15 protein-coding genes and 2 riboswitches are annotated in these 15,482 nt (G+C 51.6%); of the genes, 14 read left to right on the top strand and 1 reads right to left on the bottom strand.

Annotation, left to right across the window (positions count from 1 at the left end):
* Positions 1-132 precede the first annotated feature (132 nt).
* The 13 genes from KNP95_RS02230 to KNP95_RS02170 all read left to right on the top strand — a co-directional run bounded on the left by KNP95_RS02230 (position 133) and on the right by KNP95_RS02170 (position 13,480).
* Complete coding sequence (locus tag KNP95_RS02230; protein ID WP_214835222.1) at positions 133-390, top strand: thioredoxin family protein; 258 nt, start codon at positions 133-135, stop codon at positions 388-390.
* Between the two features lie 452 nt (positions 391-842).
* Positions 843-948: riboswitch (SAM riboswitch) on the top strand.
* A 77-nt stretch (positions 949-1,025) separates the two neighbouring features.
* Positions 1,026-2,054 carry a methionine ABC transporter ATP-binding protein gene (locus KNP95_RS02225; RefSeq protein ID WP_214835220.1) on the top strand — a complete coding sequence of 343 codons (1,029 nt, stop codon included), beginning with the start codon at positions 1,026-1,028 and terminating at the stop codon, positions 2,052-2,054.
* Positions 2,044-2,706 carry a methionine ABC transporter permease gene (locus tag KNP95_RS02220; RefSeq protein ID WP_021065492.1) on the top strand — a complete coding sequence of 221 codons (663 nt, stop codon included), beginning with the start codon at positions 2,044-2,046 and terminating at the stop codon, positions 2,704-2,706. Before KNP95_RS02225 ends, KNP95_RS02220 begins: the two co-directional genes overlap by 11 nt.
* Positions 2,707-2,735: 29 nt before the next feature.
* Entirely contained in the window at positions 2,736-3,569 is an 834-nt protein-coding gene (locus KNP95_RS02215) for a MetQ/NlpA family ABC transporter substrate-binding protein (RefSeq protein ID WP_214835219.1), read from the top strand.
* 101 nt (positions 3,570-3,670) lie between these two features.
* Positions 3,671-4,885, top strand: a complete 1,215-nt coding sequence (locus KNP95_RS02210; protein WP_214835218.1) for an MDR family MFS transporter — start codon at positions 3,671-3,673, stop codon at positions 4,883-4,885.
* A gap of 172 nt (positions 4,886-5,057) precedes the next feature.
* Positions 5,058-5,819: a Fe-S cluster assembly ATPase SufC gene (sufC, locus tag KNP95_RS02205; RefSeq protein ID WP_114166887.1), complete on the top strand. Its 762-nt coding sequence runs from the start codon at positions 5,058-5,060 to the stop codon at positions 5,817-5,819.
* Positions 5,820-5,831: 12 nt separating this feature from the next.
* Complete coding sequence (gene sufD / locus KNP95_RS02200) at positions 5,832-7,100, top strand: Fe-S cluster assembly protein SufD (RefSeq protein WP_214835217.1); 1,269 nt, start codon at positions 5,832-5,834, stop codon at positions 7,098-7,100.
* A gap of 1 nt (position 7,101) precedes the next feature.
* Positions 7,102-8,322 carry a cysteine desulfurase gene (locus KNP95_RS02195; RefSeq protein ID WP_128122090.1) on the top strand — a complete coding sequence of 407 codons (1,221 nt, stop codon included), beginning with the start codon at positions 7,102-7,104 and terminating at the stop codon, positions 8,320-8,322.
* Positions 8,312-8,746 carry a Fe-S cluster assembly sulfur transfer protein SufU gene (sufU, locus tag KNP95_RS02190; RefSeq protein ID WP_029595098.1) on the top strand — a complete coding sequence of 145 codons (435 nt, stop codon included), beginning with the start codon at positions 8,312-8,314 and terminating at the stop codon, positions 8,744-8,746. Before KNP95_RS02195 ends, sufU begins: the two co-directional genes overlap by 11 nt.
* Positions 8,747-8,765: 19 nt before the next feature.
* On the top strand, positions 8,766-10,163 hold the full coding sequence (sufB, locus tag KNP95_RS02185) for a Fe-S cluster assembly protein SufB (RefSeq protein WP_214717653.1): 1,398 nt from the start codon (positions 8,766-8,768) through the stop codon (positions 10,161-10,163).
* Positions 10,164-10,296: 133 nt separating this feature from the next.
* Positions 10,297-10,671: a YciI family protein gene (locus KNP95_RS02180; RefSeq protein WP_214835216.1), complete on the top strand. Its 375-nt coding sequence runs from the start codon at positions 10,297-10,299 to the stop codon at positions 10,669-10,671.
* A gap of 89 nt (positions 10,672-10,760) precedes the next feature.
* Positions 10,761-10,875, top strand: a riboswitch (SAM riboswitch).
* A gap of 111 nt (positions 10,876-10,986) precedes the next feature.
* Positions 10,987-12,369, top strand: coding sequence for an LVIVD repeat-containing protein (locus KNP95_RS02175; RefSeq protein ID WP_214835215.1), 1,383 nt, complete (start codon positions 10,987-10,989; stop codon positions 12,367-12,369).
* Between the two features lie 136 nt (positions 12,370-12,505).
* A complete protein-coding gene (locus KNP95_RS02170) occupies positions 12,506-13,480 on the top strand; it encodes an L-lactate dehydrogenase (protein ID WP_214835214.1) in 975 nt (324 codons plus the stop codon).
* 36 nt (positions 13,481-13,516) lie between these two features.
* Here the strand turns inward: KNP95_RS02170 and KNP95_RS02165 are convergent, their stop codons facing one another.
* Positions 13,517-14,899, bottom strand: a complete 1,383-nt coding sequence (locus KNP95_RS02165) for an alanine/glycine:cation symporter family protein (RefSeq protein ID WP_214835213.1) — start codon at positions 14,897-14,899, stop codon at positions 13,517-13,519.
* A 92-nt stretch (positions 14,900-14,991) separates the two neighbouring features.
* Here KNP95_RS02165 and KNP95_RS02160 point away from each other — a divergent pair, with 92 nt between their 5' ends.
* Positions 14,992-15,264: an acylphosphatase gene (locus KNP95_RS02160; protein WP_214714519.1), complete on the top strand. Its 273-nt coding sequence runs from the start codon at positions 14,992-14,994 to the stop codon at positions 15,262-15,264.
* The last annotated feature ends 218 nt before the right edge of the window (positions 15,265-15,482 follow it).

Raw genomic sequence — 15,482 nt, 5'->3', positions numbered from 1 at the left:
GTTAATGACCATACTATGCCTCTTTCTGCCGAGCGTCAACAAGAAATGTTGAAATGTTCAGAATTTTCCATTTGAGCACAACTTTTGAACCGACTGGGCCGGATTCATATACTTAGAAGAGAGGTGAGCAACATGATGACAGACGGATTCTTATATATATACGCCCCGATGTGCGGTACATGCGCCGTGGCCGAGCGGATGCTCTCGGTCGTCGAGGCGGTCGACCCAGAATTGAAGATTGAAAAATGCGATGCCAACTTTATTCCGAACGAGCTCGAGGCATATCAGGTTATGAGTGTCCCGGCGCTATTGAAGCTGGAGAATGGCCAAGTTCGCGATCGTTTGTACGCGTTTCAAAACGTCCAGCACGTCCTATCTTTCGTTAAATGAGATAGGATGATTAGAATAATCTGAAAATTTTAAATAATCAGTTGACACAGAAAGTTCACGAATGATATATTCATTACAACATCTTACTTGAACACAACATAGGACGAGATTTTCCCGTCATCAAGACGTTTTCGAACAACCGCTGCATGAGCTTACGCGATTTCAGGTGGACCTTCCCTTCGATTGTCCCCCAAAAAAATCAAGCGTCGGGGCACCGGTCGCGTAATTGCATGGTCCGTTCGAAGACCGAGTGATGGTTGGGTAAAAATCCCCCATATAAGGATGAATGCTCTGATCGGGCAAAAGAGGTTCATCTATGGGTTGTCCTTCAGTGACTCAAGGTGCTACGTTCTGTGTCATCCTCGGATGGCACCTTTTTTATTTTTTCGCATAAAATAGTTTGACATGAAAATAATATGTCGCTATGATAAGGCTAATCGAATACGCAACCACTCTTATCAAGAGAGGCTGAGGGACTGGCCCTATGACGCCCAGCAACCGCGGAGCAATCCGAAATGGTGCTAATTCCAGCAAGGTGTATACCTTGGAAGATGAGAGCAATCGTTGTCCGTACGATAAAGTACGCACGTTTGCTCAAACGTGCGTACTTTTTTTGTTGTCAGGAGGGAAATGGATTGATTCAATTACGCAATGTGGCCAAATGGTTCGACACGAAAAACGGTCGGGTCCAGGCGGTCGATGATGTGTCGCTTACGATCGAAAGCGGCGAAATTTTTGGAATAATCGGATATTCAGGGGCGGGGAAGTCGACGCTCATCCGCTTGCTCAACCGACTCGAGGCACCGTCAAGTGGTGAAATCGTGGTCGCCGGCAGCGAGCTGACGAAACTCACACCAAAGGAACTACGCGGGGTACGTAAAAACGTCTCGATGGTGTTCCAACACTTCAACTTGTTATGGTCGCGCACAGTCGCTGAGAACATCAGCTTCCCGCTCGAACTCATCGGGGTACCGGCGAGCGAGCGCAAACGCCGCGTCCAAGAACTCGTCGAGCTCGTCGGCCTCGCCGGACGAGAAGACAGCTATCCGTCACAACTATCAGGCGGCCAAAAGCAGCGAGTCGGGATCGCCCGTGCGCTCGCTACGAATCCAGAAGTGCTCCTCTGCGATGAAGCGACGAGCGCACTCGACCCGAAGACGACGGATTCGATTCTCGAACTGCTCGTCAGCATCAACAAGAAACTTGGTTTGACGATCGTCCTCATCACCCATGAGATGCACGTCATCCAAAAGATTTGTCACCGTGTCGCCGTCATGGAGGCCGGAAAGGTCGTCGAGACCGGACAAGTCGCCGACGTGTTTCAACACCCGGAACAGCCGATTACGAAAGAGTTCGTCAAGCAGATCGGCGCGGTCGAAGACATGTCGCTCACGTTCGAACATTTGAAAACTCGTTATCCGAGCGGTCAAATCGTCAAGCTCAAATTCTTGAACGAGACGGCCGAACAACCGATTCTGTCGGAAGTATTGAAGCAGCATGACATCGGCTTCAACATCATCGGCGGGAAGGTGACGCAGTCACAGGTCGGTGCCCTCGGGACATTATTCATCCAATTGATCGGAGAGCCGGCTGAAGTCGAGCGGGCCATCGCCTCAATCCGATCACAGGCAGTGGAAGTGGAGGTAGAAAGCGATGTTTCCTAATGTAGATTGGCAAGTCATGTTAGAACAGACGTGGGAGACGCTCTATATGACGCTCGTCGCCGGAGCCGCGACGTTCGTCATCGGTCTCGCCCTCGGGATGCTTTTATATGTCACAAATGAGCCGCTCATGATGAAGAACCGTCCGATTTACACGGTCATCAGCGCGGTGGTCAACATCTTCCGGTCAATCCCGTTCATCATTTTGATTATCTTGCTCATCCCGTTCACGTTACTCGTCGTCGGGACGATGCTCGGGTCAACGGCAGCACTGCCGGCACTGATCATCGGTGCGGCCCCGTTCTATGCGCGGATGGTCGAGCTCGCGCTTCGCGAAGTCGACCGCGGTGTCATCGAGGCGGCCGAATCAATGGGAGCAACAAAATGGCAGATTGTCTATAAAGTATTGTTCCCAGAAGCATTGCCGGCCATCGTGTCAGGCATCACGGTCACGATCGTCGCGATCGTCGGTTACACGGCGATGGCAGGGGTCGTCGGCGGCGGGGGACTCGGGAACTTGGCTTTCCTCGAAGGGTTCCAGCGCTCACAAAGTGACGTCACGTTCGTCGCGACCGTCTTAATCTTGGTCATCGTCTTCGTCATCCAGTTCATCGGCGATCGACTCGTATCTGTAATCGATAAGCGTTCCGCTTAATCAAATAGAAAATTTGGAGGGGTTTTATAATGAAATCATGGAAAACAGTACTCGGTTTAACGGCAGCTTCAGCACTCACGATTCTCGCGGCTTGTGGCGGTGGGGATTCAGAATCAGGTTCAGGCGATGACAAGACACTTGTCGTCGGCGCATCGAATGTCCCGCACGCTGAGATTTTAGAGCACGTGCAAGATGAGTATGAAGAGAAGGGCTATACGCTCGAAATCAAGAAGTTCCAAGACTACGTCCTTCCGAACAAGACACTCGCAGACGGTGAATTGGACGCGAACTACTTCCAACATGAGCCGTACCTCGAGTCGCAAATGGCTGAAAACAAAGACTACAAATTCGCTTCAGCCGGTGGCGTCCACATCGAGCCAATTGGTGTGTACTCAAAAGACTACGCCTCACTCGATGAGCTTCCAGACGGCGCTGAAGTTATCATGAGCTCGTCGGTCGCTGACCACGGACGAATCCTCACGATGCTCCAATCGGAAGGCTTGCTCACGCTCGCGGAAGGCAAAACAGTAGACGCGACGGTGTCAGACATCGTCGACAACCCGAAAAACTTGAAATTCAAGACAGACGTCGAAGCGGCACTTCTCCCGCAAGCGTTCAACAACGGTGAAGGGGACGCGGTCCTCATCAACACGAACTACGCGATCGATGCCGGCCTCAACCCGCTCGAAGACGCGATCGCTCTCGAAGGCGAAGATTCACCTTACGTCAACTTGATCGTCACACGTGAAGGCGACGAAGATGACGAGCGCGTCAAGGCTCTCCTCGAAGTCCTCACGTCAGAAGAGACACAACAGTGGATCTTGGATGAGTACAAAGGTGCGGTCGTACCGGTCAAACAATAATTTTAGCAAGGCCCGGGCTATCCCGGGCCTTTTTTATTTGGAGTAGTTTTGGTTCACCAATAGAAGTACACTACATATATGTAGGAAAAGGGGGGATCCGGATGAACATACGACACATTCATCCGCTGACGCTGGGTGTCTTGTTTGGCACATTTTTTGCCCGGCTGTCGACATTTTTTGTCATGCCGTTTTTTGCGATTTATCTCGCGACGCTCGGCTTCTCGGCGAGCGTGATCGGGACGGTGTTCGCCATCTCGGCGCTATCGGGGTTGTTCATGAGCTTTTTCGGGGGGACGCTGTCCGATCGCTATGGGCGCAAACAGTTGATGCTGATCGGCATCGTCTTGAACGCCTTGACGTTCAGCGGTTTCGCACTCGTGACAGAGTTATATTGGTTTTATATGTTCTCGGTACTTATGGGCGTGTCACGGTCGTTCCTCGAACCGGCGTCCCGCGCCCTCATCAGTGATACGACGCAGCCGGACCAGCGCGTCATCGTCTATAACGTCCGTTACTTTTTAATCAACATTGCGGCGGCAATCGGACCATTGCTCGCGGTCGTCTTGTCGCTCACGGGTGCGAAGAGCGCCTTCTTCGTTGTGACGGGCGTCTACGTGCTATACGGACTCGTCATCTCGACGCTGTTCCGGAAGTATCCGTTCGAGGAAGGCGACGGTGTCAAAGTCCGGCCGCGCTTGACGGAGACGTTCCGTGTGTTACAACAAGATAAGACGTTCCGCTTCGTTATCATCGGGATGATTTTTGCCATCATCGGCTATAGTCAGTTCAATGCGACGTTGCCGCAGTTCATCGCTTTCCATGACGGCTTCAGTGACGGCTCGCGCTTGTTCGCCTATCTGTTGACGGTCAATGCGATTACCGTGCTCGTTGTACAGTATCCGATTATGCGGTTCGGGATTCGCGTGTCGCCGATTAAGTCGCTCTTTTTCGGAGTCGGCACGCTATCGACCGGACTCCTGCTCATCGGTTTCGCGACCGAGACGTGGATCTTATTCGTCGCGATGGTCATCTTCACGGTTGGCGAGGTGCTCATGTTCACGATGACGGACGTGTTGACGGACGAATTGGCACCGGCCCATCTGCGCGGGACGTATTTCGGAGCGATGGGATTGACGGCGCTCGGTCAGACGATCGGTCCCGTCATCGGTGGACTCTTGCTCGATGGGTTTGACAATGCAGCGTTTCCAGTGTTTGGAAGCTTGGCCGTTTTAACGGCGTGTGGATCTTTCTTTTTCGCCGGCGCCTTGAAAGAACGGAAAGCAAGTTTAGCCTTAATCGAGGAAAAAGTTGGATAAAGTCTTGATTTCCCGATATTCTCATTCTCAACATTTATGTTTTATTGAGAATGAATAATAAGGTGAGTCGCTTGAAATAAAAAATTGCCTAGATTAAGATTAGAATATATCTAATCTACGCCAAAAATGGCGAGAAAACGGAAGGGGTATCCGAATGTCTAACGTACCACACATGAAAATTGATGACCTCCGCGTCTCAATCGAAGGAAAAGAGATCGTCAAAGGTCTGAATCTTGAAATTAAAGGTGGCGAAATTCACGCCATCATGGGTCCTAACGGGACGGGTAAATCTACACTCGCATCGGCACTTATGGGTCATCCATTGTATGAAGTCACAGGCGGAAGCGTTGATTTGAACGGCGAAGACGTACTCGACATGGAAGTCGACGAGCGCGCACAAGCCGGAATGTTCCTCGCAATGCAGTATCCTGCTGAAATCAGTGGTGTCACGAATGCCGATTTCTTGCGTTCAGCAATCAACTCGCGCCGTGAAGAAGGTCAAGAAATCTCGCTCATGAAGTTCATCCGTGAACTCGATGCGAAGATGGATGTCCTTGAAATCCCTTCAGAAATGGCACACCGCTATTTGAATGAAGGCTTCTCAGGCGGAGAGAAAAAACGTAACGAAATCCTTCAGATGATGATGATCAAACCGAACATCGCCATCCTCGATGAGATTGACTCAGGTCTTGACATCGATGCGCTCAAAGTCGTCGCCAAAGGCGTCAACGAAATGCGCTCAGAAGAGTTCGGTTGCTTGATTATCACGCACTACCAACGTCTCCTCAACTATATCGAGCCAGACTTTGTTCACATCATGATGGACGGGAAAATCGTCATGTCAGGTGGCAAAGAGCTTGCACAACGACTCGAAGCTGAAGGTTACGACTGGGTGAAGCAAGATCTTGGAATGACAGTAGACACAGAAGCGTAAGGAGGCTGTACGATGACCGTACAATTTGAATTGGATGCACAAGCAGTAGCGGCACGTGCAGAGGCGCTCGGTGGACCAGCATTTATGGTCAACCGTCGCAAAGAAGCAGCAGAACTTGCGCCGACTCTCGCCTTGCCAAAAGTTGAAAAAATCAAGATTGATAAATGGGACTTCGTCTCTGGAGACGTCGAACTCACGAAGCACGACGGCTTGACGCCTGAAATCGAAGCACTTCTTGGAGACCATCGCACAAACGTGCTCGTTGAACGCAACGGTCATGTCGTCTACAACGAACTTGCAACGCCAGAAGGTGTCCTCTTCATGGGCATCAACGAAGCAATGGAACAACATCCAGAGCTCGTCGAGAAGTACTTCATGACGGAAGGTGTCCGCGTGGACGAAGAACGTTTGTCTGCGTTGAACGCTGCCCTCATGAACGGCGGTGCGTTCTTATACGTACCGAAGAACGTACAATTAAAAGACCCGCTTCAAGCCATCTTCACGATGGAACAAGCGAACGGTGCGCTCTATCACCACACGATCATCGTCGCAGACGAAGGCAGTGAATTGACGTACGTCGAGAGCTTCCTCTCGAACACGTACGAGCCGCACACGGTCAACGCCGTGACAGAAGTGTTCGCTGCCGCGAACGCGAAAGTCGTCTTCGGTGGTGTCGATCAGCTTGCTGAGTCGGCCCTCTCGTTCATGAACCGCCGCGGTGTCGTCTATGAGAACGCACGCCTCGAATGGGCGCTCGGACACATGAACGACGGCAACTCGGTCGTCGAGACGAAAACGCACCTCGTCGGAGACAACACGTTCTCAGACACGAAAGCCGTCACGATCGGTCGTGGCGCACAGAAACAAAACTTCAACATCCGGACGGACCATTTCGGGAAGTCTTCAGAAGGGTTCATCTTGATTCACGGTGTCCAAAAAGATTCGGCCACGGCCATCTTCAGCGGGACATCGATGATTCACCATGGCGCTTCGAAATCGAACGGCGTTCAAACGGAACGTGTCCTCATGTTGTCTGAAAAGGCACGTGGCGACGCGAACCCGATTCTCCTCATCGATGAGGACGACGTCATGGCAGGTCACGCCGCTTCGGTCGGACGCGTCGACGACGTGCAACTCTACTACTTGATGAGCCGCGGTCTGTCACGCAAAGAAGCCGAACGGTTGATCATTCACGGATTCTTGAACCCGGTCGTCGAGCAACTCGCGATCGAGTCGGTCAAAGACCGTCTCCGTGAAGTCATCGAAGGGAAAGTACGTTAAGATGATCGATGCCTCGATTCGTAAACAGTTCCCGATTTTAGATCAGGAAATCAACGGTCATCCGCTCGTCTATCTCGACAGTGCGGCGAGCTCCCAAAAGCCGCTCGCTGTCATCGAGGCGATCGAGGATTACTATCGCCGCATCCACTCGAACGTGCACCGGGGCGTCCATACGCTCGGGACGCACGCGACGGATGCGTATGAAGGGGCGCGGGAGCGCGTCCGTTCATTCATCAACGCCGCCGTCCCAGAAGAAATCATCTTCACACGCGGGACGACGACGGCGATTAACCTCGTCGCGTCAAGCTACGGGGATGCCAACGTCGGCGCGGGGGACGAAATCGTCCTCACACCGATGGAGCACCACGCCAACTTGATTCCGTGGCAACAGCTCGCCAAGCGTAAAGGGGCCACGCTCCGTTACGTCGAATTGACGCCGGACGGTCGGGTCACGCTCGACGCGGTCCGTGCCGTCTTGTCGGACCGGACGAAAATCGTCGCCATGAGTCACGTCTCGAACGTGCTCGGCACGATTAACCCGATCGCCGACGTGGCGAAGCTCGCCCATGAAAAAGGTGCGGTCATGGTCGTCGATGCGGCGCAAAGCGCACCGCACCGGAAACTTGACGTGCAAGCACTCGATTGCGACTTCCTCGCCTTCTCAGGCCATAAGATGCTCGGTCCGACCGGAATCGGCGTCTTATACGGGAAGAAGCAGTTGCTCAAACACATGGAACCGGTCGAATTCGGTGGCGAGATGATTGATTATGTCGACTTGTATGAGTCGACGTGGAAAGACATCCCGTACCGGTTCGAAGCGGGGACGCCGATTATCGCTGGCGCCGTCGGTTTGGCAGCAGCCATCGACTTTTTAGAAGACCTCGGTCTTGAGAACGTCGAGGCCCACGAACGGGCGCTCGCGACGTACGCCATCGAACAGATGCGTACGATTGAAGGCATTGAGATTTACGGGCCTGAGGAACGCGTTGGACTCGTCACGTTCAACTTAGGTGACGTGCACGCACACGACCTTGCGACCGTATTGGATATGCAAGGCATCGCGGTCCGGGCCGGCCACCACTGTGCCCAGCCGCTCATGCGCCTCCTGAAGCAATCATCGACAGCCCGAGCGAGCTTCTACTTGTACAATACGAAAGAAGAAGTCGACCGCTTCATCGAAGGGCTACGTCAAACGAAGGAGTATTTCAATTATGAGTTTTAACAATCTCGACATGTTGTACCGACAGGTCATCATGGATCATTATAAAAACCCAAGAAACCGTGGCGTCATCGAAGATGGCGTGACGGTCGACTTGAACAACCCGACGTGCGGGGATTCACTCCGACTCCAACTCCAAGTCGAGGACGGAATCGTGAAAGATGCCAAGTTCGAAGGTGAAGGCTGTTCGATCAGTCTCGCCTCGGCATCGATGATGACTCAAATCGTGAAGGGCAAGTCTGTGGACGAGGCTCTCCAATTGGCGAACATCTTCTCGGAGATGGTCCAAGGGAAAGACTACGATACAGACACGTTCGACCTAGGCGACATCGAAGCGTTGTCTGGCGTCTCAAAGTTCCCGGCTCGCATCAAGTGTGCCACGCTTGCGTGGAAAGCGCTTGAAAAGGGAGTCGACGAGGAAGCGTAAGCAGAAGGAGGAGACCGATATGGCGAAAAACATGCCTGACATTGGCGATTATAAATATGGCTTCCATGACCGAGACATCTCGATTTTCCGTTCAGGCCGCGGCTTGACGAATGAAATCGTAGAGACGATCTCGCGCATGAAAGAAGAACCGGCATGGATGCTCGAGTTCCGTTTGAAATCACTTGAGCAGTTCCGCAAAATGCCGATGCCGACATGGGGCGGCGATCTCACGGCACTCGATTTCGATGAGATCACATACTATGTCAAACCGTCTGAAAAGACAGAGCACTCATGGGACGAGGTTCCAGAAGAAATCAAACGTACGTTTGATAAGCTCGGAATCCCGGAAGCGGAGCAAAAATACTTGGCAGGCGTTTCGGCTCAGTATGAGTCTGAAGTCGTTTATCACAGCATGCAAGAAGACTTCGAAGCGAAAGGTGTCATCTTCAAAGATACAGACACTGCTTTGAAAGAAGATGAAGCCATCTTCCGTGAGTACTTCGGAAAATTGATTCCGCCGACAGATAACAAGTTCGCGGCACTCAACTCGGCTGTTTGGTCAGGTGGCTCGTTCATCTACGTACCAAAAGGCGTGAAGCTCGAGCAACCGCTCCAAGCTTACTTCCGCATCAACTCGGAGAACATGGGTCAGTTCGAGCGGACGCTCATCATCGTCGACGAGGGCGCTTCTGTCCATTACGTCGAAGGATGTACAGCACCGGTCTACACGACGAACTCACTCCACTCAGCGGTCGTTGAGATTTTCGTCAACAAAGACGCATACTGCCGCTATACGACAATTCAGAACTGGGCGAACAACGTCTACAACTTGGTCACGAAGCGTGCCGTTTGTGAAGCGGGTGGATCGATGGAGTGGATCGATGGTAACATCGGTTCGAAACTCACGATGAAATACCCGGCCGTCATCTTGAAAGGTGAAGGCTCACGCGGTATGACGCTCTCAATCGCTCTCGGCGGTAAAGGGCAGCACCAAGACGCGGGCGCGAAAATGATTCACCTCGCACCGAACACGTCGTCGTCAATCGTCTCGAAGTCGATCTCGAAACAAGGCGGAAAAGTCTCGTATCGCGGTATCGTCCACTTCGGTCGTAAAGCGAAAGGCGCACGTTCGAACATCGAATGTGACACGCTCATCATGGATAATCAGTCGACGTCGGACACGATCCCGTACAACGAGATCTTGAACGACCAAGTCTCACTCGAGCACGAAGCGAAAGTCTCAAAAGTGTCAGAAGAGCAACTCTTCTACCTCATGAGCCGCGGAATCTCGGAAGAAGAAGCGACGGAAATGATCGTCATGGGCTTCATCGAGCCGTTCACGAAAGAATTGCCAATGGAATATGCCGTCGAAATGAACCGTCTCATCAAGTTTGAGATGGAAGGATCGATCGGATAATCCTGTATATATAGAGAAGGACGGTTGACATGAACTCATGTCGACCGTCTTTTTTGTCGATTATGTCTGTAAACAGGGAATAGGGAATGGAATTAGATGACGCGTGTCTATAGATGCGAGAGGAGACAATCACATGCTGTTCTTGGTAACGGGATATTTCGACGCTGACAAAATGAACGAGAAGTCCGACCTAGAAATCGATCAAATCATGGCGACGTGTGAACGACACTTACAGGAGCTGTATGCAAGTGAAAAGGTATTGATGGACATGGGGCTTGAAGCGAGCGTGAAACAACTCAAGCGGGAGTCACAGCAGATTTCGATTACAGATGGGTCCGCTACAGAATCGAAAGAAGTGATGGGAAGTGCGTTCGTGATTGAAGCGTTGGATATGGAGGATGCGCTCAGAATCGCTTCCATCCATCCGACGACCCAAGTGCCCGAAGCGGAAGCGTTAGGGTGGCGGCTCGAGATTCGGCCGGTGCACTATTATCGGGAGCGAGAATAAACCACAACTTCACCTGTAAAGATTATGCAGAAAATATATTGACATTCCATGGAAACGTCGTCATAATACAAAGTAATTTGATATGAATACTCTTATTAAGAGCAGGTGGAGGGAATTAGCCCTATGAAGCCCGGCAACCATCCGTACTGAATCGCCAGTACGGAAACGGTGCTAAATCTAACAGCGAACGCTGAGAGATGAGAGGAAATCGGAATTTTTCGGAATCCTTCTGTCTCGTTTATGAGTTCAGAAGGATTTTTTTGCATTCTGCCTCTAACAGAGTTTCTATCAAAAAAATCTAAGGGGGAATTTATTTTGAAAGGAAAGTTCTTATTAAGCGCAGCGCTCGTCACAGGATTAACGGTCTCATCAGCTTTACCGGTTACATACGCGCATGACGAGCTTGGTGACATCAACATCGAGAAAGGGGAGCGTAACCCGGATGAAATCAGTTCGGTTTCCGTGACGGAAGGAAGCAAGAACGTCAAGTATCTACATGAGACGGCAGCCGTACCACTGAAAGAAATCCGAGAAGGTGTGAAAAATAGTACGGCTGACGTGTACGCCCATAAAGGATTTGCATACACAGGGACACATACTGCCGGTGGAGGCAACGGGGGGGTTCGCGTGTTTGACTTGAAAGATCCATCCAACCCGAAAGAAGTCGCTGTATTCGCAGATCAAGACATTCCTGGGACTTGGCAGGAAAAAGTAATCGTGAAGACGGTGAACACAAAATCATTCAAAGGTGATTTGGCGGTTGTATCGGTTCAACAACTCGACTCTAAAAATCCGAATTCGAAAGGCGGGTTCCTGATCTATGATGTGACGAACCCGTACGAGCCAAAGAAATTAGGTTTCTACGAAGTGACAAAGAAAACGAGAGGGACACATGAACTTTACTTGACGACACAAGGAGACCGGGTATTGGTCCTTGCCTCGAATCCTTATGCGGACTACTATTCGCACGGGAAAGAGAAGGATTTCCAACTCGTAGATGTGACCAACCCAGCGGAACCGAAGAAGCTATACGAATTCGATCCACGTTCTTTGCCGGAAGTGGATGAAAGCTTTGACGGATACACGTGGAACGCGCCAGATGGCAAGAAGAGACCAGTCTTCAACCATAGCGCCTATGCGGATGAGAACGGGAAAACAGCGTTTCTCTCGTTCTGGGATCTTGGGACGATCATCCTGGACATCTCAGACCCAGACAACGTGACATACGAAGGACGGACGACATTTGCGTCAGATCAACAAGGATCGGCGCACTCGGCGGCACTTGCAAAAGGCGGCACGGTACTCGTCGAAACGAGAGAAGTGTATGCGCCGGTTAAATCAGGCTACGAACAAGCGTACGGATACACTCGAATCTTCGACATTAAAAACAAAACGAATCCGAAACTATTGAGCGAATTCAAGACGGATTTGACAGAAGATATCTCTGAGAATCCGGCTGAACAAGTCACGTTCGGTAAAACGGTACATGATCCAGAAGTACATGGGAACACGTTGTACCTGTCTCACTACGCGGGCGGGGTGCGAGCGGTTGATATTTCGAATCCGAGTAAACCGGTACAAATCGGAAAATACGTTCCGGCCGATGCGAACATCTGGGGCGTCTACGTCGATCAAAACTATGTGCTCGCGTCTGACATGGGCACAGGCTTGAAAGTGCTACAAAAAAACAATAAGTAAGGATTTCTCGACAACCAGCGAAGCTCGACTTCGCTGGTTTTTTGTATAATCTAAAGCAGTTCGCATTTTTTGTCGTGAAACGAAGACGAGTCGGGTATGCTAAGAAAGAGAACACGTTTAGAAAGGGATGAAGCATATGGATCACTTGAACACGATTGACCCAGAAGACATCACCCGCATCGCCGTCGTCGGCGCCGGATGGGTTGGCGTCAGTTTCGCCTATCAACTGTCGATGGCCGCGCTCTGTGAAGAGCTCGTCTTGATTGACTCGAACCACGCCAAGGCTGAAGGGGAGGCGATGGACCTCAATCACGGGATATCATTCGCCCCGAGTCCGGTCCGAATTTGGGCAGGTGACTACTCGGACTGCCGCGACGCCGATATAGTCGTCATCACGGCCGGTGCCGCGCAAAAGCTCGGTCAGACCCAGATGGACCTCGCCGAACAAAATGCGAAGGTCATGCAACATGTCACGGAACAAATTATGGCGAGCGGATTCGACGGCATCATCGTCGTCGCGACGAACCCGGTCAATGTCATGGCACACGTCGTCTGGAAGGCGTCCGGCTTGCCGAAGCATCGCGTCATCGGATCGGGGACGGTGCTCGACACGGCCCGTCTCCGTTATAAGGTCGGCGAGTATTTCGACTTGTCGGCACGGAACTGCCACGTCTACTATATGGGCGAACACGGTGCCGGAGGATTCGTCGCTTGGGACAACGCCCGGATTTACGGAAAATCGGTCCAACAATTGCTCGCGGAGAATGAGTCGTATCGCCAAGAAGATTTGGACGCCATCTATCAAGGAGTCCGCGATGCGGCGAATCAAATCATCGAATATAAGAGCGCGGCGTACTACGCGATCGGGCTCGGGCTCCTCCGTATCGTCCGCGCCATCGTCCGGAATGAGAACTCCGTCGTGACGATCGGTGCCCACCTCGATGGCGAATACGGTGCCTCAGGTCTCCATATCGGCGTACCGGCCTTGATTGATCGGACCGGCATCCGCCAAATCATCGAGATTGAACTGACGGACGAGGAACAGGGACAGTTCGATGCCTCGGTCGGACGGATTCGCCAAGCAATCGACAAAATCGAATCAGTAACATAAAAAAGGACCCGGCTGCTCATGCAGCCGGGTTTGTCGTTACGACGCCTTCTTCTCGGCGACGTCTTTCTTATAGTATTTCTCGGACGTGAAGAATTCGGTCGTCAAGCGCTTCACTTCACCGCTGAGCAATAAGACGGCAATCATGTTCGGGATGAGAATCATCGCGAGCATCAAATCAAGGAAGTTCCAAATCATCTGGGCTCCACCGATCGCACCGATGACAATCGAGGCGATATAGACGACTTTCATCAGGAATCCGGCCTTCAAGCCGAACAAATACTCGGCTTGACGCGACCCGTAAAAGATGATGACGATAATCGTCGACAAGACGAAGAAGATGAGCGAGATTGTGACGAGCAGACTACCCGTGTAACCGAAGTACTGTTGGAACGCGATGGTTGTCAGGGCGGCTGGATCGTTCATCGCATCGGCCCGTGTCCATACCCCGGACGACAAGACAACGAACGCCGTCGTGCTACAGATGATGAGCGTATCGATGACGATCCCGATCACGGCCCAGAAACCTTGCCGGACCGGATGATCCGTTTGCGCAGCGGCGTGGGCAATCGGTGCCGTCCCGAGTCCTGCCTCGTTCGAATAAAGACCACGGGCGAAGCCCCAACGAATCGTCTCGGCGATGGCGGCACCAGCGAAACCACCGAGCGCGGCCATCGGTTGGAATGCGTATGAGAAGATGAGCCCGAGTACTTCCGGGATTTGCGAGAAGTTCATCAAGACGATAATGAAACCGGCACCAACATAGACGAGTGCCATCGCCGGGACGATGACTTCCGTCACTTTCGCGATCCGTTTCATACCGCCGAAGACGACGAGGGCGACGAACCCGGCGACGATAATCCCGGTCACAAGGGTATTGCCGTTGAACGTCTCTCTGACGGCCGAACTGACGGCGTTTCCTTGAACCATGATACTCGGGATGAGTTCGATCATGAGAGCGAAGGCGAACCATGAGGCGAGCCATTTCAGCTTCAAGCCTTTCGCCATATAGTAGACGGGACCGCCGACAAATTCACCGGCCTCGTTCTTCTCGCGGTAACGGACGGCGAGGACGCTCTCCGAGAACTTGATGGCCATGCCGACGACGGCGATGACCCACATCCAAAAGATGGCGCCCGGCCCGCCGAACATGATGGCGGCCGGTACCCCGATGATATTGGCGGCACCGATCGTCGAAGATAAGGCTGACGTCAACGCCTGGCGGGGGCTGATGTCACCTTCACCTTTTGGTTTTTTAAAGACACTGCCTAACGTTTGTTGCATTATGTAGAGGGGGTATCGGAATTGGAAGAATCCTAAACGAATCGTCAAATAGAGTCCAGACAAAACGAGTAACGAGATGATTGGCACACCCCATAGCCAATCTGAAATTGTCGTCACCACAGTCACAAGTTGTTCCACATCACCACTCCTATCCAGTATTTTACTTATATATTGTTGCCTAACGAGACAGAGGCTAAACCCATTCTTTCAAATTAGAGGAGGAGACTTATATGAAACAGGCACAGCATCTTATCGTATCAGGCCGGGTCCAAGGGGTCGGCTTCCGTTACTTCGCGCAAGCGACTGCCCTTGAATACGGCATCACAGGTTGGGTCCGGAATTTGAATGATGGGACGGTTGAACTTCAAATCGAAGGAGACGCGGAGAGACTCGAATCCTATAAACGCGCCCTCTATAACGGGAATCGTTTTGTCGGGGTCGAACGGATTGAAGCGGAAGACACGACGGTCGAATCATTCCGGAAGTTTGATATCCGTTATTGACCATTTTTCTCATTTACAGCTAGTCAGTGAGTGCGACCAACCGATAATTTGTAAATTAAGGGAACGGTTCCATACAATAAATCCACATTTTAAAAAAATAAACATCATTTTTATGGATAGGGTGGTCAAAAAAATGAAAGTGTGTATAATGGAATAGACCAAGCGGTTTATTGTCAGAAAATTTAGTCATTTGATTCATTGGTAACACGGAAGGTATT

Origin of the sequence: Exiguobacterium sp. s36 (genome assembly GCF_018618345.1) — a bacterium.
Lineage (GTDB): Bacteria > Bacillota > Bacilli > Exiguobacteriales > Exiguobacteriaceae > Exiguobacterium > Exiguobacterium chiriqhucha.
Note: the sequence above shows the minus strand (reverse complement) of the source record. Positions and strands in the feature narration are given on the sequence as shown.